This is a genomic window from Ruminococcus difficilis (assembly GCF_016680995.1).
Window position 1 is genome coordinate 17,645 of sequence record NZ_JAEQMG010000118.1, and the last position, 21,325, is coordinate 38,969.

Genomic DNA, 21,325 nt, shown 5'->3' on the forward strand with positions numbered 1-21,325 from the left:
TCCTCCTTAGTGTCTGTAAATCCTGTTTACAGCATATTTTAAATTATTGTACCAATTTTTCGGGAAAAAATCAATAGTTTTTTGATTTTTTCTGAAAAACAGCACGCAAAGGATCAAATCAGTCCTTCTTGTTGCGGTCGCTCATGATCTTTTCGGCGATGTTCTTGGGAACCTCGGCATAGGTGTCGGGCTCCATGACGTACTGACCGCGGCCCTGTGTCTTGGAACGCATGTCGGTCGCGTAGCCGAACATCTCGGAAAGGGGAACGTGAGCGGTAACTCTCTGCACGCCGTTGTCAGCCTCCATGGACTGGATCATACCGCGGCGGGAGTTGAGGTCGCCGATAACGTCGCCGAGGTACTCCTCGGGGGTGATAACGGAAACCTTCATGATGGGCTCGAGAAGGACGGGATCCGCCTTCTTCATCGCGCTCTTGAACGCCATGGAGCCCGCGATCTTAAACGCCATTTCAGAGGAGTCAACCTCGTGGTAGGAGCCGTCATACAGCTCTACCTTGACGTCTACTACATTGTAGCCTGCGACAACGCCGCTGAGCATCGCGCCCTGGATACCCTGATCGACAGCGGGGATGTATTCCTTGGGAATCGCACCGCCGACGACGGAGTTGACGAACTCGTAGCCGTGGTCCTTGTTCGGGAACACGTTGATCTTAACGTGACCGTACTGACCCTTACCGCCTGACTGACGGGCATACTTCTCGTCAACGGAAGCCTCCTTGCGGATGGTCTCCTTATAAGCAACCTGGGGAGCGCCGATGTTCGCCTCTACCTTGAACTCACGGAGAAGTCTGTCAACGATGATCTCAAGGTGAAGCTCGCCCATACCGGCGATGATGGTCTGACCTGTTTCCTCGTCGGTGTACGCCTTGAAGGTAGGATCCTCCTCGGCGAGCTTTGCGAGGGCGATACCCATCTTCTCCTGACCGGCTTTGGTCTTGGGCTCGATGGCTACGCGGATAACAGGCTCGGGGAATTCCATGGACTCCAGAATGATGGGATGCTTCTCGTCGCAGAGTGTGTCACCGGTGGTGGTGTTCTTCAGACCGACGGCAGCCGCGATATCACCGCTGTAGCAGCAGTCGATATCCTTTCTGTCGTTGGCGTGCATCTGCAGGATACGTCCCAGACGCTCTCTGTTGCCCTTTACGGAATTGAATACGGTGGTACCCGCGTCTACCTTACCGGAATATACACGGAAGAAGCAGAGCTTACCGACGAAGGGATCGGTCGCGATCTTGAACGCGAGCGCCGCGAAGGGCTCCTCGTCAGATGCAGGTCTGTCCTCTTCCTCGTCGGTCTCGGGGTTCACACCCTTGATAGCGGGGATGTCTGTCGGAGCGGGCATGTAATCGATAACGGCGTCGAGCATCATCTGAACGCCCTTGTTGCGGTAAGAAGAACCGCAGGTCACGGGAACCATGGTGTTCTCGATGGTCGCCTTTCTGATCACAGCCTTGATCTCGTCAATGGTGATCTCTTCGCCGCCGAAGTATTTTTCCATCAGTTCCTCGTCGAGTTCCGCAACGGATTCGATGAGCTTCTCATGGTACTCGTCAGCGAGCTCCTGCATATTCTCAGGGATATCCTCCTCTGAGTAGTCGGTGCCGTCCTCATTGTGATAGATTTCCGCCTTCATTGTCACGAGGTCAATGATGCCTGTGAAATCGCTCTCAGCGCCGATGGGCAGCTGAATGGGAACAGCGTTGCATTTTAATCTGTCTTTCATCATCTGAACAACATGGTAGAAGTCAGCACCCATGATGTCCATTTTGTTAACGTAAACCATTCTCGGTACGCCGTAGTTATCAGCCTGACGCCATACGGTCTCGGACTGAGGCTCAACGCCGCCCTTGGCGCAGAGAACCGTTACAGAACCGTCGAGAACTCTCAGAGAACGCTCTACCTCAACGGTAAAGTCAACGTGTCCGGGGGTGTCGATAATGTTGATTCTGTGCTTTTTATACTGGTGCTTGCTGCCTTCCCAGAAAGCAGTGGTCGCAGCAGAAGTAATCGTGATACCACGCTCTTTTTCCTGAGCCATCCAGTCCATGGTGGAGGCGCCGTCGTGGGTTTCGCCGATTTTGTGGTTTACGCCGGTGTAGTACAGGATACGCTCGGTTGTCGTGGTTTTACCGGCATCGATGTGCGCCATGATACCGATGTTTCTTGTCTGTTCAAGTGAAACCTGTCTGGGCATAAAATCCTCCTATAATTAATTACTCCGTCAATCAGATTACCATCTGTAGTGAGCGAAAGCCTTGTTGGCTTCTGCCATCTTGTGAGTATCTTCGCGCTTCTTGAACGCGCCGCCGGCGCCGTTGGTGGCGTCGAGGATCTCACCGGCAAGTCTTTCCTTCATGGTCTTCTCACTTCTGGCTCTTGAGTAGGTCGAGATCCAACGCAGACCGAGTGTCTGACGTCTTTCGGCTCTGACCTCCATCGGAACCTGGTAAGTCGCACCGCCGACACGGCGGGCCTTTACCTCGAGAACAGGCATAACGTTTTCCATTGCCTGCTCAAAAACCTCAAGCGGGTTGTTGCCTGTCTTATCAGCAATAATATCGAATGCACCGTAAACAATCTTCTGGGCAACGCCCTTCTTGCCGTCGTACATGATATTGTTGATCAGACGGGTTACTAATTTTGAATTATAAAGCGGATCGGGTAATACGTCACGCTTAGCAATAGAACCTCTTCTTGGCACTTTGCTTCCCTCCTTCACAATAATTGAGATATCATCGGTACTCGAAAGCGACAAACTCCCGTATGCCAACAAGACGCTCCGTATATATGAAGCATCTGCCGCATAGCAGAACTTAAATCAATTTAAGTCAAGAGAGTTTTGTCAATTCCTTATTTCTTCTTAGGACGCTTTGCACCGTACTTGGAACGGCTCTGCATACGACCATTGACACCCTGTGCGTCGAGTGTACCTCTTACAATATGGTAACGCACACCGGGGAGATCCTTTACACGTCCGCCACGGATCAGAACAACGCTGTGCTCCTGAAGGTTGTGACCGACGCCGGGGATGTAGGAACTGACTTCAATACCGTTAGAAAGTCTTACTCTGGCGATTTTTCTCAGCGCGGAGTTAGGCTTTTTCGGGGTGGCTGTCTTGACAGCGGTGCAAACGCCTCTCTTCTGAGGGGAATTCTGGTTGATGGCAACTCTCTTCTTGGAGTTCCAGCCCTTCAGAAGCGCAGGAGCCTTTGCCTTCTTCTCAGTAACCTCTCTGCCCTTACGTACCAACTGGTTAAATGTAGGCATGTTTTTCCTCCTTTCAAAATGTATTGGAAATTGATAAAACCTCGTGAAGCCCTCACGCTCCCAAATGGGCGCACCTAGAGAATGCTCCACGTTTACTCATTATATACCTTTCTTGCGCGGTTTGTCAAGTATTTAAATGACCGTGCGGCAATTTTTTTGTGCGGTTCCTGCCGCAATACAAACAATACCGGCAATTTGTATCAGGATAACCTAAAAAAGAGCGGACGTCTGTCCGCTCCCGTTATTTTATTACTGATCTTCTGTTTCCGCCTTGTCCGCTTTCTCGGCGTCGATTTTCTTCTGCAGCTCTTCCCTGCCGACGGCAAGCATCAGCTTGATGCGGTTCTCCTGGTTGACCTTCGGCGCGCCGGGGTCATAGTCGATCGTGACGATGTTGGCGTTGGGCTTGATCTCCTTGATGCGGCGGATAGCGCCCTTGCCGTTGATGTGGTTGGGCAGGCAGCCGAACGGCTGCGTGCAGACGATGTTCTCGTAGCCCGTCTCGGCAAGCTCGAGCATCTCCGCTGTCAGAAGCCAACCCTCGCCCATCTTGCTGCCGTAGCCGATGACGCCCTTGACAAGCTCCTTGGTGTGCGCGTACTGATGCGGCGGCACAAAGTTGAAGCGCTTCGCCGCCTCGACCATCAGCGTTTCGAGCTTGGTCACGTAGTCGAGCAGCATTTTGCAGAACTCATATTTCAGGCGGTTGCCGCCGAACATTTTATAGTCCTCCAGACGGTTGTCGACCTTGAACGCCGCGAAGCCCATCAGACCGGGAACGCAGACCTCGCAGTCCTGCTCGGCGAGGAAGTCCTCCAGACCGTTGTTCGCCATCTTGGAATATTTGACGTAAATCTCGCCGACGATGCCGACCTTGACCTTGGGCACGCGGTTGACCTCGATCTTGGAGAAGTCCTTGGTGAGCTTGTGGAGGTTCTCGTCGATTTCCTCGAGGGTGTAGCCCTTGCCCTCAATGAGCATCTCGGAAAGGCGGTCGCTCCATTTCTGCACCAGCGCCATCGTCTCGCCCTTGTTGACCTCGTAGGGCTTGATCTGGTTGGAAAGCAGCATCAGCTGGTCGCCGTAGACCAAACCGCCAACGAAACGGCGGATCAGCGGAACCGTCAGCGAAAAGCCGGGGTTCTTCTCCATGCCGAATGAAAGTGAGATGACGGGAACAAACGCGAAGCCCGCCTTTTTGAGCGCCTTGCGCAGCAGGAAGATATAGTTCGACGCACGGCAGCCGCCGCCCGTCTGGGTAATCATCAGCGCGGTTTTATGCACGTCGTATTTTCCGCTTTGCAGCGCGTGGATAAACTGTCCGATGACCAGCAGCGCAGGATAGCAGGTATCGTTGTGGACGTATTTCAGTCCCGTCTGCGCGATCTCGGGTCCCGTTGTTTCGAGCAGCTCCGCCTTGTAGCCGTAGTGGACAAAGACGTCCTTGAGCATACGGAAATGGATCGGCGCCATGTTTGGCATCAGAATCGTGTACTCGCGCTTCATCTGCTTGGTAAAGAGCAGCCGTCCTGTTTTTTTGTCGTATTTTAATTCAGCCATGAATGACTCCTGTGTGTTTATTTCTCGGACGCCTGCTCCTCAATGGCAGCCAAAAGGCTTCTGATGCGGATTTTGACCGCTCCGAGGTTGGTGATTTCGTCTATCTTGATCTGGGTGTAAATCTTGTTCTTCGCCTCGAGGATCTCGCGCACCTCGTCGGTGGTGATCGCGTCGACGCCGCAGCCGAACGATACGAGCTGCACCAGCTCCATATCCTTGCGTGTGGTGACGTATCTTGCCGCCGCGTACAGACGGGAATGGTACGTCCACTGATTCAGCACGTCGGTGTGGAAGCGGTCGACGCGTGAGGAAACGACGTCCTCGCTGATGATCGCCACGTCAAAGCCCGCGATGAGCTTGTCGATGCCGTGGTTGATCTCGGGATCGATGTGATAGGGTCTGCCCGCGAGGACAAAGATGCGCTTGCCCTCCTGCTCGGCTTTTTTGATGATCTCGTCGCCCTTCGCCTGCACCTTCGCGCGGTACATCGCCTGCTCGTCATAGGCGCGCTTGGCGGCGACTCTGACCTCGTTCAGCGTGAGGTCGGGGAAGTAAAAGCTCAGTCGCTCATACGCCTTCTTGGGGAAGTCCTTGGGACGGTGGATGCCGAAGTACTCCTTGATGAAGTTGACCTTTTTGACGTCCTTCATGTTGTTGCGGATGACCTCGGGATAGTAGGCGACCACAGGACAGTTATAGTGGTTGTCGCCGAGGTGCTCGTCGAAGTTGTAGGACAGGCAGGGATAGAAAATCGTCTCCACTCCCTGATCGATCAGCGTCTGCACGTGACCGTGCATCAGCTTTGCCGGGAAACAGACCGTGTCGCTGGGGATCGTCTGCTGACCGCGCTGATAGAGCTTGCGGTTGGAATAGGGCGAATGCATCACCTCGAATTTCAGCTCGGTGAAGAAGCGGTACCAGAACGGGTACAGCTCGAACATATTCAGCCCCATCGGGATGCCCAGCTTGCCGCGCAGACCCTCGACGGGCTTGTAGCTGTTGATCAGGCTGAGCTTATATTCATACATATTCATGCCCGTTGCGGGCGCTTTTTTCGTGATCGGGCGTTCACAGCGGTTGCCCGCAATGAACTTTCTTCCGCCGCCGAAGGAGTTGATCGTGAGACGGCAGTTGTTGTTGCAGAGTCCGCAGTTCGTGACCTTGATTTCATGCACGAAGTTACGGAGATCCTCAGCGGTGGAGAGCTTGCTCCTGCCCTTGCCCGCTGACTTTTTCATAGCATAGAGCGCCGCGCCGTAGGCTCCCATCAGACCCGCGATATTCGGTCTGACGACCTCGACGCCCATCTCCAGCTCAAAGGCGCGGAGCACCGCGTCGTTGAGGAAGGTGCCTCCCTGCACGACGATGCGCTTCCCCAGCTCGTCGGGGTCAGAGGCGCGGATAACTTTATATAAGGCGTTCTTGACGACGCTGAGTGACAAACCTGCCGAGATATCCTCGATGGTCGCGCCGTCCTTCTGCGCCTGCTTGACGCTCGAGTTCATAAACACCGTACAGCGTGAGCCGAGATCGACGGGTCGCTTGGCAAACAGTCCGAGCTTTGCGAAGTCCTTAATATTATAGCCGAGGGCGTTGGCGAAGGTCTGTAAAAAGCTGCCGCAGCCCGACGAACAGGCTTCATTCAGGAAGATGTTGTCGATCGCGCCGTTGTGGATTTTGAAGCACTTGATATCCTGTCCGCCGATGTCGATGATGAACTCCACGTCGGGCATGAAATACTTCGCCGCCGTGAAGTGCGCGATCGTCTCGACGATGCCGTAGTCCACGTCGAAGGCGTTTTTGATGATGTCCTCACCGTAGCCTGTGACTGCGGAGGACACGATATTGAGATCGGGATTGATCGAATAAATCTCCTCGAGGAACGCCTTGATGATTTCGACGGGGTTGCCCTTGGAGGGAAGATACTGCGAGAACAGCAGCTCGCCGTCGGAATTGAGCACCACGCCCTTGACCGTAGTGGAGCCGGCGTCCATGCCGATGTAGGCTTTGCCCTTGTAGCCCTTCAGCTCCTTTTGCTTCACGTCCGCCTTGGCGTGACGCGCCTGAAACGCCGCGTAGTCCTCTTTGGTTTCAAAAAGCGGCGGCTGGAACGCGAAGTTGCCCGAGCCGCGGTAGTTCTTGACGCGGTGGATCACGTCGTCAAAATCGATCGGCTTGTCGGCGCAGAGTGCCGCGCCGCAGGCGACGTAATAGAGCGAATTTTCGGGACAGATGCCCGTCGTGCCGAGCGTGCGGTCAAAACAGCGGCGCAGCTCGCTCATAAAGGTGAGCGGTCCGCCGAGGTAGACAACCTGTCCCTCGATCTCTCTGCCCTGCGCCAATCCCGCGACGGTCTGACTGACGACCGCCTTGAAAATGCTCTCCGCGATGTCGCTCTTGCGCGCTCCCTGATTCAGGAGCGGCTGTATATCGGTTTTCGCGAACACGCCGCAGCGCGACGCGATCGTGTAGGTCTTTTCGTATTGCTTCGCGAGGTCGTCCAGCTCCTCGAGCGGGACGTTGAGCAGCGTCGCCATCTGGTCGATGAACGCGCCCGTACCGCCTGCGCAGGTGCCGTTCATGCGTACCTCGAGACCGTTCGTGAGAAACAGGATTTTCGCGTCCTCACCGCCAAGCTCGATGACAACGTCGGTGCCGGGAATAAAGGTGTTCGCCGCGACGCGCGTCGCGTACACCTCCTGCACAAAGTCGATGCCGCAATCCTGCGCCACGCCCATGCCTGCGGAACCCGAAAGCGCGACAAACGCCTGCTCCGCTCCTTCGATTTCACGGCGCACACGGCTGAGCAGCTCTGCTATTTTTTCGGTTATCTGAGAATAGTGGCGCTCATATGTACTGTAAATCAGCTTGTTTTCGTCGTCGAGCACAACGCACTTGATCGTCGTTGAGCCTATGTCCAGTCCCAGTTTCACTCTGCACCCTCCGTCATTCTTATCGTCAAACAGCAATCCATATACCTAATTTATTATTTTATCATGAGTTACAAAAAAATGCAACATGTAATTTTTATCTACTCTTTGTCTGTGCGGAAAGTAAAAATACAAAAGCCGACGCTTGCGCGCTGGCTTAGTATCAGCTTTCCTTTGTGCGGAGAATCGCCGAGGAATGAGGCGGCATGGTCAGCTTGCCGTCCTTCAGCTCGATCTTGGCTTCTCCCGTGATGAAGTCCGCTGCGACTTCGGGGTTTTTAAGCATGTCGTCGGTGATGGCAACCTGCTTCTGCTCCTCCGCGTCGAAGTTGTGGATCACCATGACCTGCTTGCCGTCGTATTCCGCGATGAACGCGCCGATCGCGTCGTCGCCCGCGTCAACGGCTTTCGCGTCCTTGGTACGCGCGATCTCGGGATTCTGGAGCTTCGCCCTGATAATTCTACGATAGAAGTTGAGCAGCGAATCCTTGTCCGCGAGCTGCTGCTTGACGCCGCCGTGCGGAGGCGCTTCAAAGCTGCTGCCGAGGTTGTAGACAATGATCTCCTGCATGTTCTCGCTGTCAAATACCATCGGCGTGCGGAAGTTCGCGTCGCCTGTCGTGCTCGGTCCCTTCATACCGATTTCCTCACCGTAGTAGGTAAAGGAATTGCCCGGGAATAGCATATAGACTGCCGCGCCGAATTTCTCATAATCAAGTCCCTTGGAGCCGAGTGAGTTCGCGATTCGGGACTGGTCGTGATTCGAGAGGAACATCGCGTTGATCTCGTCCGCGTTCGCCTTGCGCATTTTGCTGTCGTAGCTGAGCACCTTCGAGACAAGCGCCTTGCCCTTTGTGGTGCTGATGAATTCGTTGATCAAGCCCGTAGAGGTCGCGAATTTGAACGCGAACTGGCTGTCGATGCCGCTCGGATAGAGATTTTCGATATCCGCGTCGCCCGACCACGTCTCTCCGACGATATAGACGTCGGGGTTGATGTCGCGGCAGGTGTCGACAAACCACTTGAGGAATTCCTTGCCGTCGGTCGTCTTGTTGGTGTAGTAGAGACAGGCGTCAAGACGGAAGCCGTCTACGCCGCGGTCAAGCCAGAATTTGGCTATTTTCTTAAATTCCTCGCGCGTTTCCTCGGCATTGAGGTTCCACTCGGGCATGTCCTGAGAGAAGTTCGCTTCGCAGGCGTAGTCGCCCATGCTGACGACCTGCGTGGAAGGATCGAAATAATCCTTGGGGTGGATCTCAAAATATTTGGCGTTGCCGTCGAGGTTGCCGTCCATGACCTCCTTGACCGCCTGTGTAAAGAGCGGGTTCTGGGAGGAAATGTGGTTGAGCACTAAGTCGATAATCAGCTTGATGCCGCGCTTGTGGCAGCCCTCTACCAATGCGTCAAAGTCGTCGAGCGTACCAAATGCGGGGTCAATGTCGTAGTAGTTTTCCACATCATATTTATGATAGGATTTCGACGGCATGATCGGCGTCAGCCACAAGCCGTCGATGCCGAGGTCGTCGCCCTTGTCGGGGTCGCCGTCGTTGAGATAGTCCAGCTGTGAGATGATTCCCTGCAGATCGCCGACGCTGTCGCCGTTGGAATCGCAGAAGGACTGCGTGAAGATTTCATAGAAATTGCGGTATTTGTCGTCGGAAGCCTTTGCGGTGCGCTTCTCCATCGGATCCGAGCTGCCGCCGCAGCCCGTGAGCACCGCGCTTCCCAAAAGAACTGCACAGAGCAGTAAAGATATCAGTTTTTTCATAATGAAACCTCATTTTAGAAATTGTCAGTTGTGAGCGGTCGGGTAATTATCACATTCCCGTCGCGAAAACAGGCTTCTCCCGCAAGCTGTCCTCAAGTAATGGGATTTACACGCAAGCTGTCCACGGGAAATGGGATTGGAAAGAGTCTGATGAACTCCTCCCGCGTAAATGTGCACCCACCGCCGCAGAAACCCTTAGTCCGCGATGTAAAAGAAGTCCGCGATGTAAAAGAAGTCCGCGATGTAAAAGAAGTCCGCGATGTAAAATAAAGGCGGCAGCCAATGACTGCCGCCCAAAAAGAGCTTGTGTTGGGAAATGTGAATTAACCCTTTACGCCGCCGGCGGTTACGCCTTCTACATAGTATCTCTGCATGATAAGGAACAGAGTGGTGATCGGGATCGCAACGAGTACGGAGCCCGCGAGGAACTGCTTGTAGTACTCATTGATGAATTCTGCACTCGTCATTGACTGCAGACCGATCGCTACGGTGTAGAGCTCACGCTTATCGCCCATGATGATCTTGGCAAGAATGAAGTCGCACCAAGGTCCGATGAACGCGGTAAGTACGGTGTAAACAACGATAGGCTTTGACATCGGAAGAATGATTCTCCAGAAAATCTGGTTCTTCGTCGCGCCGTCGATGGTAGCGGCTTCGTCGAGCGCACGCGGAATGGTGTCGAAGAAGCCCTTGGAAATCTGGAAGCCGAGACCTGCGCCCGAGCTGTAGCAGATTACCAGCGCAATCAGGTTCTGGTTCAGACCCATAGCCTTCAGCAGGTAGTAAATCGCGATCATGGTCATGAAGCCGGGGAACATACCGAGGATCATGGCTACGTTCATGAGCTTTTTACGAGCGCTGAAACGGAGACGGGAGAAGGTGTAAGCAACCGCAAGAACGGAGATGGTGGAAATTACGCAGCTGAAGCATGCAACTACGAAGGTGTTGAGGAACCATCTCGGGAAGTTGATAGCGGAGGAAGAACCTGCGCCTGCGAAAAGGTCAATGTAGTTCTGGAATGTCCACTCTTGGGGAACCAGATACGGAACCGCGATGGTGGACTCAAGACGGAAGGAGTGCATCAGAAGATATGCAAACGGCGATACCCAGATGATGCCCATAATAGCAAGGAGTAAATAAATCAGGCCGTTCGAGATAATTCTTCTCGCTTTATAGCTTTTTATCATGAGAACGCCTCCTCATCCTTCATAGACTTCGAGTTGTTGTATACAATCAGGGAGATGGTGGCGCAGACGATAAATACAAGAATACCGATTGCCGCCGCGAGTCCGTAGTCCTGAGATGTCATCGAAAGGGTGAACAACCAGGTTACAAGGATATCGGTACGACCTGCCTGATAGTAGTCCTGCGTGGTGGGACCGCCGCCTGTCAGGAGGTAGATAACGTTGAAGTTGTTGATGTTACCTACGAACTGGGTGATCAGCTGCGGCGTAGTTACGAAAATCATGTACGGGAGCGTGATTGCGGTAAAGGTCTTTACCGGGCTTGCGCCGTCGATACGCGCCGATTCATACAGGTCTTCGGGGATGTTCATCAGAATGCCCGACATAGAGAGGATGGTGTAGGGAATACCTACCCAGCAGTTGACGATAACAACTGTTGCTCTTGCCATGAGAGTGGTGCTGTTGAGGAACTGGATCTCGACCGGTCCTCCGCCGAACATCTTCGAGATGTCGGACAACAGTACGTTGAGCGCACCGTTGGTCTGGAGCATCTGGTTCATGAGAAGCAGGGATACGAACTGGGGAACCGCGATGGTGATAACGAAGAGGGTTCTCCACAGAGCCTTGAGCTTGATGCCCTTCTTGTTGATCATCAGAGCGACGATCATACCGAGGATGTAGTTCGAGAAGGTTGCGAGGATAGCCCAGAGGATGGTCCATTCGGTCAGTTCGATGAAGGTTTTACCCTTCTTGGCGCCCTCAACGAGGTTGAACAGGGAGCCGAAGTTGTCCATGCCGACCCATGTGAACAGGGTTCCGGGAGGCATGTGCGCCTTATCATAATTGGTGAACGCGATCAGGATCATGAAGATGAGCGGCAGGATGTTGAATACGCAGATCATCAGCACAGGGAAAGAAAGAAGTGTGATGTGGTATTTGCCGTCGAGGAATTCCTTCATGTCGTGAGAGAAGCTGGTGGGCTTTTCGCCGTTTTCTCTCATGACCTGATGCTTGTATGCGTCCTTGATGTTGCTGATATAGACAGCGAATACAACCACCGTGATAACGATGGTAACAACCGAGTAAAGAAGAATCAGCATGGAGTTGTCGCCGAATACGGTCTTGGAAACGATGCCGACCTTCTCGGTGTGAGTCTCAACGGTACCGAGGGTACCGAACTTCGCGATATACTGTCCGCCGAAGGAGACCATGTAGAAAATGTAGAACACCTCAACGAGGAAGTAGAGGATGCCCTTGTAGATTTTGCCCTTGGACAAATCGCCGATACCAAAGATCAGATACGATAACTTGGTTGCCCAGTCACCCTTAACGAAAGTGGAGCCGTAGTTCTTGATTCCCTTGGCAAACGCTTTGAAGAAATTGACAATGCCTAAACCAATTGCCTTGAAAAATCTTCCGATTGCTTTGGGAACAGACACAAGAAACTTCTTGGCTTTGTAACCAAACTTCTGCATAGGATTGAGCATTTTATATTCAACGTATGTCATATAAGCTCTCCTTAATTAATCTGAAAATCTCTCTTTTATTACGGGTACACCAAACTAATAATATTCTATTACGTTTTCCCTATAATAAAACATTATTCGTTTGGTGTATCGAAAACGTAAAGGCTTGTTTCGGGACGCTTTTGCAAAGCGTCCCGAAACGTTAAAATTTAAGTATCAGTGAACCTTGCTTACGAATCAGCCCTCGTCGCGGACGTTAGCAACGGTGTCCTTGAGGAGCTTGCTGAAGTACTCAGCATCTTCGGGATCGGTCTCGTCAGCGATGAGCTTGTTGCCGAGGTTGCCCATGGGGTTCCAGAAGGTGGGAGCGATGTTAACCTGTACGCAAGCGTTCTCAGACTGCTGCTTGATAGCCTGCTGGATCGGGTTGTCGGTGATAACGGGCTTGCCCTGAACGTTCTTGTTGGAGGGGCCCCAGCCGAGCTCTTCTGCTCTCTGCTCCTGGCACTTCTCACCGTGGAGGTAGTAAGCCAGAATCTGAGCGGATGCGGGGAACTTGGAAGCAGCGTTTACGCCGATGTACTTGTAACCGAACAGGGAAATGAGCTGCTTGTCGGTGCCGTCAACATTGATGGTGGGGAGCTTCGCAGCGCCGAAGTTGTCGCCGAGAGCCTTCTGGTCAGCGTTGGTGTTCCAGGAACCGTCAACGCCTGCGCCCAGTGTGCCGGTGGAGAAACCGGAAGCGATCTGAGCAACGTCGAGAGAGGTGAAGGTGCCCTTGTACTCATGCATGAGTCTGGAGAATGCCTGCAGAGTCTTGACTGCTTCGTTCTCGTCATACTGTACGAACTTCTGGGTTACGCCGTCTTCCTCAAGACCGTCGATCTTAACGCCAGCGGTGAACGCATAGGTGCAGGCATAGTAGCCGTTGCCGCAGTCGAAGATGAACTTCTTGCCGGCATCCTTACAAGCGGCGAGGATATCCTCGAGCTTGCCTGCCTTGTCCTCGGAAACGACAGTCTTGTCGTATACGAGATAGTAGCCGTTATCGTTGGTCTCGGGATACGCATAAAGTGTGCCCTTGATCTTGCCTGCCTCAACGGTCTCGGGAGCGTTCATTTCGGAAACGGTGTTTACGAAAGCAACCTCGGAGAGAACCTTCGCGTCAACGAGCTTGTTGAGGTGGTCGGAAGCGAAGCCGAATACGTCAGCAGCTGCGCTCGCGTCGTTCAGAACCTGTGTGCCGGACTCAGCCTCCGCCATAGCGGAAACCTCGATGTTGGTGAAGGTCTTGGTGGGATAAGCAGCCTTGAAGTCCTCAACCTGTTTCTTAACAAGCTCGAGAGCCTGAGAAGGCGCCCATACCTTCAGGGAGATGTTGTCCTCGTCGCCGAACAGCTCGGGGTCAACGGTGTTTGCATCAACAACCTTCTCCGCGGAAGCGTCCGTGGAACCGGAGCCGGAGCTCGCGTCAGACTTGCTGTCTGTGGAAGAGCTGCCGCCGTTGCCGCCGCCGCAGCCCGCGAGGGCAGTTGCGGTGATCATGCCTGCCAATAAAATGGCGAGAATCTTTTTCATTGGAATATCCCTCTTTCAAAAAAATTTTTTCCGATGGAGCAAATTGCACAAATAGCGCTCTGCTTCACTAATTAAATAATATCAAAAAACGAATCAAATTGCAACAGGTTTTGTACTTTTTATCTAACTTGTTAAAAGTAGAGTAAAATTTTGTTTAAATTATCCTGTTATTTCTCCCAAATTAATGTTTATTACAAACTTTATGAATCAATTCTGTTGATTATTACCACAGTCCCTTTGTGCATCTTGTGCAAGTCAACCAAATCTATTTGAGAAAACGAGCACCTTGTCGGTCTAAATCAAAGGGAAAATCGGCGCCCCTCAAATGGTTTTGGTGTTTTTTTCGTGAAATTTTACTAATCTTTTGAAATGTATATTTTTTTGCGCTTTTTGTGAAAACTGTTGTAATCACCGACGGATATTGATATAATAATAATCAGACGCCCGCAGGGCAACGCGCGGAGCTTTTTTGACGCGCAAAAATGTTTTATCTGCAAAATAAGGAGAGTTTACCATGAAGCTATACGACCTCTTGAAGCATGTATCCTATACCGTCGTTCAGGACGGCGATCCCGTCATTTCCGACGTCATCTACGACTCCCGCAAGGTGGAGGAAGGCACCGTCTTTGTCTGTCTGAAGGGCTACACCTCCGACGGTCACAGATACGCGCAGCCCGCCGTTGAAAAAGGCGCTGCGGCGCTCGTGATCAGCGACGACCTCGACTTCGCCGTACCCGAAAACGTCGCTGTCGTCAAAACCGCCGACACCCGCTTGGCGCTTGCGCTCATGAGCGCGGAGCACTTCGGCAATCCCGCGGAGGAGCTGATGACCGTCGCGATCACGGGCACAAAAGGCAAGACCACCACCACCGCGATGATCGCGGAGATCTTCGAGCAGGCGGGCATCAAAACGGGCACCATCGGCACGCTCGGTATCGTCTACGGCGGCAACACCTATAAAACCGACAACACCACGCCCGAATCCTACGAAATCCAGAAGGCGCTGCGCGCGATGATCGACGCGGGCTGCAAAGCGATGGTGATCGAAGCGTCCTCCATCGGGCTGAAACACAGCCGTCTTGCGGGCATGACCTTTGACGCGGCGGTGTTCACCAACTTCTCCGACGACCACATCGGCGGCGTGGAGCACAAGGACATGGCGGAATACCTCTACTGCAAGAGCCTGCTCTTCCGTCAGTGCCGCAAGGCTGCCGCGAACTGCGACGATCCCGCGTGGCGCGATATTACCAAAGACTTTGCGGGCGATATCCTCACCTACGGCTTTTCGGAACAGGCGCAGCTGCGCGCGAAAAACGACAGGCTTCTCTCGGAGAACGGCTTTATCGGCGTTCACTTCGAGACCGAGGGCTTGAAAACCCTTTCCCTCGACGTCGGCGTTCCCGGCAAATTCAACGCCTACAACGCGCTTGCCGCTATCTGCGCGGTGTCGTTCTTCGACATTCCCGACAAGGCAATCATCGACGGACTGAAAATCGCCCACGTCCAGGGCAGAGTCGAACCTGTTTCCGTTCCCGGCAGCTACTCCCTGCTGATCGACTACGCGCATAACGCGCTCTCGATGGAGAACGTCCTCACGACACTCCGTCAATACAATCCCAACCGACTGATCACGATGTTCGGCGCAGGCGGCAACCGTCCGAAGGTACGCCGCTTTGAGATGGGCGAAACCTCGGGCAGACTGAGCGACCTCAGCGTCATTACCGAGGACAACTCCCGCTTTGAGGACGTCATGGACATCATCGAGGACATCAAGACCGGTCTGCACAAGACCGACGGCAAATACGTCGTCGTCCCCAAGAGAAAGGAAGCGATCCGCTACTGTATGCTCAACGCCGAGGACGGCGACATCATCGTCCTCGCGGGCAAGGGTCACGAGGACTATCAGGAAATCAAGGGCGTAAAGTACCACATGGATGAACGTGAGCTGATCCGCGAGATCATTGAAGAAGAAAAGCTTTCATAAATAAGGGAACCTCTAATAATTCCCTACCGCGCATAAGCACGAAATCTTCACGACATAATCTTGCCAAAACGCCTTGAAATACGTCAGTATTCCTGCGGCGTTTTGACAATATTCTGCCATAAATCTTCCGTACTTCTGCACGACATTGAATTATTAGAGATTCCCATAAGAAGAACAGGCGCTGCATGACGCAGCGCCCGTTTTGTTTTTAAATCTTGTGTACTTTGAGCAGGATGTTCTTGATCTGATACAGCTGCTCGGAAAGATCGACATAATAGTTATGCGGATTCTCAAACCGCTTGACCTCGTCCCAGAGCATATCGACCTGCTCGCGGCAATAGTCGGCGATTTCCTGAATCGAGGGGCTTTCATAGACGCATTCGCCGCCCTTGAAAACCGGCACCAGCAGCTCCTTCGCGGTGAAATCGGTGAGCGTCTTGGTTTTCCATGTGGCGTTGGGGTCAAAGATGGTGTGCGGCTTGCTGTCGTCCACAATCTCGTCATAGACGCAAAGCTCGTCGGCAAGCGCCTTGCCGCTCTCGTTGTCGAAATAGCGGTAAACCTTCTTGAAGTGCGGATTGGTGATCTTGGCGGCGTTTTCGCTGACCTTGATCTTCGGCTCGATCTCGCCGTTCAGCTTCTCGACCGCCACCAGCTTATACACGCCGCCGAATACGGGTGAGCTGGACGCGGTGATCAGTCTTTCGCCCACGCCGAAGGTATCCACCTTGGCGCCCTGCATCATCAGGTCGCGGATCAGAATTTCATCGAGCGCATTGGAGGCGGTGATACCGCACTCCGTCAAGCCCGCCGCGTCGAGCATCTTCCGCGCCTTTTTGGAGAGGTAGGAGATGTCGCCCGAATCCAGACGGATCGCGCATTTTTTGATGCCCTTTTCGAGAAAGACCTTGATCGCGTTGGGAATGCCGCTCTTGAGCGTGTCGTAGGTATCCACCAGCAGGGTGGGATTCTCGGGGTACAGCTCGCAGTAGGTTTTAAAAGCCTCGTACTCGCTGTCGAACATCTGCACCCACGCGTGCGCCATCGTGCCGCCTGCGGGAACACCGTACAGCTCGTCGGTCAGGGTACATGCCGTGCCTGCGCATCCGCCGATATAGGCGGCACGCGCGCCGTCGACCGCACCGCTTGCGCCCTGCGCGCGTCGGGAACCGAATTCCAGTACCGCTCTGCCCTGCGCCGCCCTGACGATGCGGTTCGCCTTCGTCGCGATCAGGCTCTGATGATTGAGCGTCAAAAGCACAAAGGTCTCGATCAGCTGTGCCTCGATCGCGGGCGCCTTGACCGTGAGGATCGGCTCGTTGGGGAAAACGGGCGTTCCCTCGGGAACGGCGTAGATATCGCCCGTGAAGCGGAATTTTTTCAGATAATCGAGGAAGCCCTCGTCGAAGATGCCCTTGGAGCGAAGATACGCGATATCCTCGTCCTCAAAGTGCAGGTCTTTGATATATTCGATCAGCTGCTCCAGTCCTGCGGCGATCGCGAAGCCGCCCTTGTCGGGCACGCTGCGGAAGAACACGTCGAAGTAGACGTTGCGCTCAAAGAAGCCGCTCTTGAAGTAGCCGTTTGACATGGTGAATTCATAGAAATCAACAAGCATAGCCATATTCTGATGTTTCATAGATATCCCTCTTTTTTGCCGTGATGCCGGCGTAATCAAGTTTATTGTAGCAAGCGGGAACCGCTTTGTCAATGGTCTCCGCCGTTCTTGTCACATTTGCCGCCCCGAAAGGCAAAAAGAGGCGTGACAACACGCCTCTCAAAATTATCGGTATTTGCGCAGCAGCTCGCCCAGATCGTATGGCGTCGCCTGATAGACAAAGTAGTTGAGCCAGTTGGTATACAGCAGCGTCGCGTTGCTGCGCCACACCATCGGCGGTGTGAGCGACGCGTCGTCGTCGGGGAAGTAGTTGCAGGGCAGGTTGGGTTCGATGCCCTTGTTGAGATCCCTGTAATACTCATTGGCGAGCGTTTCCCTGTCGTACTCGGCGTGACCGGTGATAAAGACCTGTCTGCCGCTCTTGTTGGCGATGACAGCCGGACCCGCCTGCTCGCTGACGGCAAGCACCTCCAGCGAAAGCTGCTTTTTGATGTCCTCATAGCGGACGGTGGTGTAGCGGGAATGCGGGATGACGAAGGTGTCGTCAAAGCCGCGCATGAGCGGATGGAAGGGCGTCAGCACCTTATGCTGATAGATGCCGCTGAGCTTTTCCTCCAGCGGATATTTCTGAATGCCGTAGTGATAATACAGACCCGCCTGTGCGCCCCAGCAAATGTGGAAGGTGGAATAGACGTTGTGCTTCGACCATTCCATGATCTCGCACAGCTCCTCCCAGTAGTCGACCTCCTCAAAGGGAATCTGCTCCACGGGAGCGCCCGTGATGATCAGACCGTCAAAGGTCTGGTTCCGGATCTCGTCAAAGGTCTTGTAGAAGGTGGTGAGGTGGTGCGGCGATGTATTTTTGGAGGTGTGAGACGCCATCTGCAGCAGCTCGATATCCACCTGCAGCGGACTGTTGCCAAGCAGGCGCAGGAGCTGGGTTTCGGTGGTGATTTTGGTGGGCATGAGATTGAGGATGAGGATTTTCAGCGGACGGATGTCCTGTCTGAGCGCGACCTCATCGGGCATGACAAAGATGTTCTCACTCTCCAGTACCTTGATCGCGGGCAAATTGCTCTGAACCTTAATCGGCATATTCTCACTCCTTTCGCGTCTTGATGCGTGATTTCAAATTAATACTGCTTGCCCCAGAATACCATGTGCTTTGCAGGCTTGCCGCAGCAGACGCAGACGTCGCTGAGATGCTCCTCCTCAAAGGGGATGCAGCGGCTCTTGACGCCGCCTGTTTCGTCCTTGAGCTGATCCTCGCAGGCGCTGTCGCCGCACCACATCGCCTTGATGAAGCCGGGGTGGTTCTTCGCGGTGTCGATGAACTCCTCGTGCGTCGTCGCGACGAAGGTCTTTTCCTTGGTATTCTGTGCCGCTCTGTCGTACATATCCTGACGGATGGTCTCCATCAGGTTCTCCACAAAGGCGCTCAGCTCGTCGAGCGGCACAAACGCCTTTTCTCTGGTGTCGCGGCGTACCACGACGCACTGGTTCTTTTCGATGTCCTTGGGGCCGATCTCGACGCGGACGGGAACGCCCTTCATCTCATACTCGGCGAACTTCCAGCCGGGAGCGTGGTCGCTGTCGTCGAGCTTGACGCGGAACTTGCCCGCGAGCATCGCTCTGAGCTCCTCCGCCTTTTCGAGAACGCCCTCCTTGTGGTGGGCGACGGGGATGATCACGACCTGAATCGGCGCGATTCTCGGCGGCAGTACCAAGCCGTCGTCGTCGCTGTGCACCATGATCAGCGCTCCGATCATGCGTGTCGAGGTGCCCCATGAGGTCTGGTGCGGATAGTGGAGCTGGTTGTCCTTGCCCGTGTAGGTGATGCCGAAGCTCTTGGCGAAGCCGTCGCCGAAGTAGTGCGAGGTGCCGCCCTGAAGCGCGACGCCGTTGTGCATCATCGGCTCGATGGTATAGGTCGCCTCGGCGCCCGCGAATTTCTCCTTCTCGGTTTTCTGACCGACAACAGCGGGGATCGCGAGGGTCTCGGCGTAGAAATCGGTGTAGACCTTGAGCATCTTCAAAGTCTCCTCCTGCGCCTCCTCTGCGGTGGCGTGCATGGTATGGCCCTCCTGCCAGAGGAACTCGGAGGTGCGCAGGAACGGACGGGTGGTCTTTTCCCATCTGACAACGGAGCACCACTGGTTGTAGAGCTTGGGCAGGTCGCGGTAGGTCTTGATGACCTTCTTATAGTGCTCGCAGAACAGCGTCTCGGAGGTCGGACGGACAGCCAGACGCTCGGTCAGCTTTTCCTCACCGCCGACGGTCACCCACGCGCACTCGGGAGCGAAGCCCTCAACGTGGTCTTTTTCTCTCTGCAAAAGGCTCTCGGGGATGAACATGGGCATGTAGACGTTCTCGTGACCGGTCTCCTTGAAGCGTCTGTCCATATCCGCCTGCATCAGCTCCCAGATCGCGTAGCCGTAGGGACGGATGACCATACAGCCCTTGACGCCCGAATAATCGGCAAGCTCAGCCTTTTTGACGATGTCGGTATACCACTTTGCAAAATCCTCGTCGCGGCTGGTGATCGCCTCGACCATTTTCTTGTTTGCAACCATATCTATTTCTCCTTTTAGGTCATAATCATAATGTTTCTATTATACTACAAGAGTTCCGTTTTGACAAGTAGGAACTTGCACTTTGATTTGCAATCCGCCGCTTTACAAATACCTTTAAATATGATACAATAGCATTTGGTATGTTATAAAATTAAGAAAAAGAGGTTAGTACTATGGAATATGTTTTTTCCGACAGAGTTTCCAATCTGAAACCGAGCGCCATCCGTGAAATCTTCAAATACGCCGCCGACCCCGAGGTCGTTTCCCTTTCGGCAGGCAACCCTTCTCCCGACGCGTTCCCCGTTGAGGCGATCACCGAGATTTCCGAGCGTATCTTCCGCGAGAATCCCATCTCCGTGCTCCAGTACAGCGTGACAGAGGGCTACACCCCCCTGCGCAACCACCTCAAGGAGTACATGAAGAAATATCACAACACCGGCAACGACAGCGACGACATCCTCATCACCACGGGCGCGCAGCAGATCATGGACCTCTGCACCAAGGCGCTCGTCAACGAGGGCGAGGTCGTCATCTGCGAGGCGCCGTCCTTTATCGGCTCGCTGAACACCTTCCGCAGCTACAACGCCAAGCTCGTCGGCGTGACCGTCGAGCCCGACGGCATGAGCATGACCGAGCTGGAGGAGAAGCTCAAGGCGAATCCCAACGCGAAGTTCATCTACACCATCCCGAACTTCCAGAACCCCTCGGGCGTGACCATGAGCCTTGAAAAGCGCAGAAGAATGTATGAGCTTGCAAGACAGTACGGCGTGCTGATTCTCGAGGACAATCCCTACGGCGATCTGCGCTACAGCGGCGAGAATCTGCCCAATGTCAAGAGCTTCGATACCGACGGAATGGTCATCTACGCAGGCTCGTTCTCCAAGGTCATCTCCCCCGGCATGCGCGTCGCCTACACCATCGCGCCCAAGGAAATCTTCCAGAAGCTGGTCGTCTGCAAGCAGGGCAACGACGTCCACACCAACATCTGGTCGCAGCGCGTCTGCGACGAGTTCCTCACCAAGTACGACTTCAACGCGCATCTGCAGCACCTGCGCGATATCTACACCAAGAAAGCGCGCTTCTGCATGGAGCTGCTCGACAAATACTGCGCGCCAAACATCACCTATCACCGCATCGACGGCGGTCTGTTCATCTGGTGCGACCTGCCCGAGCACGTCGATATGCCCGCGTTCTGCAAGAAGGCAGTGCTCAACAAGGTCTGCGTCGTTCCCGGCAACGCCTTCCTCACCGATGAAACAGAGGAATGCCACAGCTTCCGCATCAACTTCTCCACTCCCACCGACGAGCAGCTCGAAAAGGGCATCAAAATCCTCGGTGAGCTGGCGAAAGATCTATAATTGAATCCCGAGGTA

At 53.9% G+C, this 21,325-nt stretch carries 15 protein-coding genes; 3 read left to right on the forward strand and 12 right to left on the reverse strand.

The genetic code is table 11. The features are described from left to right. Positions 1-118 precede the first annotated feature (118 nt). The 6 genes from fusA to JKK62_RS11415 all read right to left on the reverse strand — a co-directional run bounded on the left by fusA (position 119) and on the right by JKK62_RS11415 (position 9,549). Positions 119-2,218 (reverse strand): elongation factor G, encoded by a 2,100-nt coding sequence (fusA, locus tag JKK62_RS11390; protein WP_092969157.1) that lies wholly within the window; start codon positions 2,216-2,218, stop codon positions 119-121. A gap of 36 nt (positions 2,219-2,254) precedes the next feature. Then, entirely contained in the window at positions 2,255-2,725 is a 471-nt protein-coding gene (rpsG, locus tag JKK62_RS11395; RefSeq protein WP_092969160.1) for a 30S ribosomal protein S7, read from the reverse strand. Between the two features lie 149 nt (positions 2,726-2,874). After that, complete coding sequence (gene rpsL, locus JKK62_RS11400; RefSeq protein ID WP_092969163.1) at positions 2,875-3,291, reverse strand: 30S ribosomal protein S12; 417 nt, start codon at positions 3,289-3,291, stop codon at positions 2,875-2,877. A 249-nt stretch (positions 3,292-3,540) separates the two neighbouring features. Beyond that, on the reverse strand, positions 3,541-4,851 hold the full coding sequence (locus JKK62_RS11405; RefSeq protein WP_201428008.1) for a 2-hydroxyacyl-CoA dehydratase: 1,311 nt from the start codon (positions 4,849-4,851) through the stop codon (positions 3,541-3,543). Between the two features lie 17 nt (positions 4,852-4,868). Next, the gene (locus JKK62_RS11410) at positions 4,869-7,784 is read right to left on the reverse strand and encodes an acyl-CoA dehydratase activase (RefSeq protein WP_201428009.1); all 2,916 of its coding nucleotides are present in this window, start codon (positions 7,782-7,784) and stop codon (positions 4,869-4,871) included. Between the two features lie 160 nt (positions 7,785-7,944). After that, on the reverse strand, positions 7,945-9,549 hold the full coding sequence (locus tag JKK62_RS11415; RefSeq protein WP_201428010.1) for an alpha-amylase family glycosyl hydrolase: 1,605 nt from the start codon (positions 9,547-9,549) through the stop codon (positions 7,945-7,947). A 99-nt stretch (positions 9,550-9,648) separates the two neighbouring features. Between JKK62_RS11415 and JKK62_RS11420 the strand changes: the two genes are divergently transcribed. Continuing rightward, complete coding sequence (locus JKK62_RS11420) at positions 9,649-9,819, forward strand: hypothetical protein (RefSeq protein WP_176753539.1); 171 nt, start codon at positions 9,649-9,651, stop codon at positions 9,817-9,819. 53 nt (positions 9,820-9,872) lie between these two features. Here the strand turns inward: JKK62_RS11420 and JKK62_RS11425 are convergent, their stop codons facing one another. The 3 genes from JKK62_RS11425 to JKK62_RS11435 form a co-directional block, all read right to left on the reverse strand. Further along, on the reverse strand, positions 9,873-10,736 hold the full coding sequence (locus JKK62_RS11425; RefSeq protein WP_092969176.1) for a sugar ABC transporter permease: 864 nt from the start codon (positions 10,734-10,736) through the stop codon (positions 9,873-9,875). Continuing rightward, positions 10,733-12,241 carry a carbohydrate ABC transporter permease gene (locus JKK62_RS11430; protein WP_092969179.1) on the reverse strand — a complete coding sequence of 503 codons (1,509 nt, stop codon included), beginning with the start codon at positions 12,239-12,241 and terminating at the stop codon, positions 10,733-10,735. The genes JKK62_RS11425 and JKK62_RS11430 overlap by 4 nt, the downstream gene beginning before the upstream one ends. A gap of 195 nt (positions 12,242-12,436) precedes the next feature. Further along, positions 12,437-13,777 (reverse strand): extracellular solute-binding protein, encoded by a 1,341-nt coding sequence (locus tag JKK62_RS11435; RefSeq protein ID WP_092969183.1) that lies wholly within the window; start codon positions 13,775-13,777, stop codon positions 12,437-12,439. Between the two features lie 514 nt (positions 13,778-14,291). On the opposite strand from JKK62_RS11435, the gene JKK62_RS11440 reads away from it, so the two are divergent. Beyond that, the gene (locus tag JKK62_RS11440) at positions 14,292-15,761 is read left to right on the forward strand and encodes a UDP-N-acetylmuramoyl-L-alanyl-D-glutamate--2,6-diaminopimelate ligase (RefSeq protein ID WP_201428011.1); all 1,470 of its coding nucleotides are present in this window, start codon (positions 14,292-14,294) and stop codon (positions 15,759-15,761) included. Between the two features lie 208 nt (positions 15,762-15,969). Here JKK62_RS11440 and JKK62_RS11445 read toward each other — a convergent pair whose 3' ends face one another. From JKK62_RS11445 to proS, 3 genes are all read right to left on the reverse strand, one after another. Continuing rightward, on the reverse strand, positions 15,970-17,400 hold the full coding sequence (locus JKK62_RS11445; protein WP_201428012.1) for a nicotinate phosphoribosyltransferase: 1,431 nt from the start codon (positions 17,398-17,400) through the stop codon (positions 15,970-15,972). A 144-nt stretch (positions 17,401-17,544) separates the two neighbouring features. Next, positions 17,545-18,474, reverse strand: coding sequence for a homoserine O-acetyltransferase MetA (gene metA / locus JKK62_RS11450; protein WP_092969192.1), 930 nt, complete (start codon positions 18,472-18,474; stop codon positions 17,545-17,547). A 38-nt stretch (positions 18,475-18,512) separates the two neighbouring features. Further along, positions 18,513-19,952, reverse strand: a complete 1,440-nt coding sequence (gene proS / locus JKK62_RS11455) for a proline--tRNA ligase (protein WP_201428013.1) — start codon at positions 19,950-19,952, stop codon at positions 18,513-18,515. A 173-nt stretch (positions 19,953-20,125) separates the two neighbouring features. Between proS and JKK62_RS11460 the strand changes: the two genes are divergently transcribed. Next, complete coding sequence (locus JKK62_RS11460) at positions 20,126-21,310, forward strand: aminotransferase-like domain-containing protein (RefSeq protein WP_092969198.1); 1,185 nt, start codon at positions 20,126-20,128, stop codon at positions 21,308-21,310. The last annotated feature ends 15 nt before the right edge of the window (positions 21,311-21,325 follow it).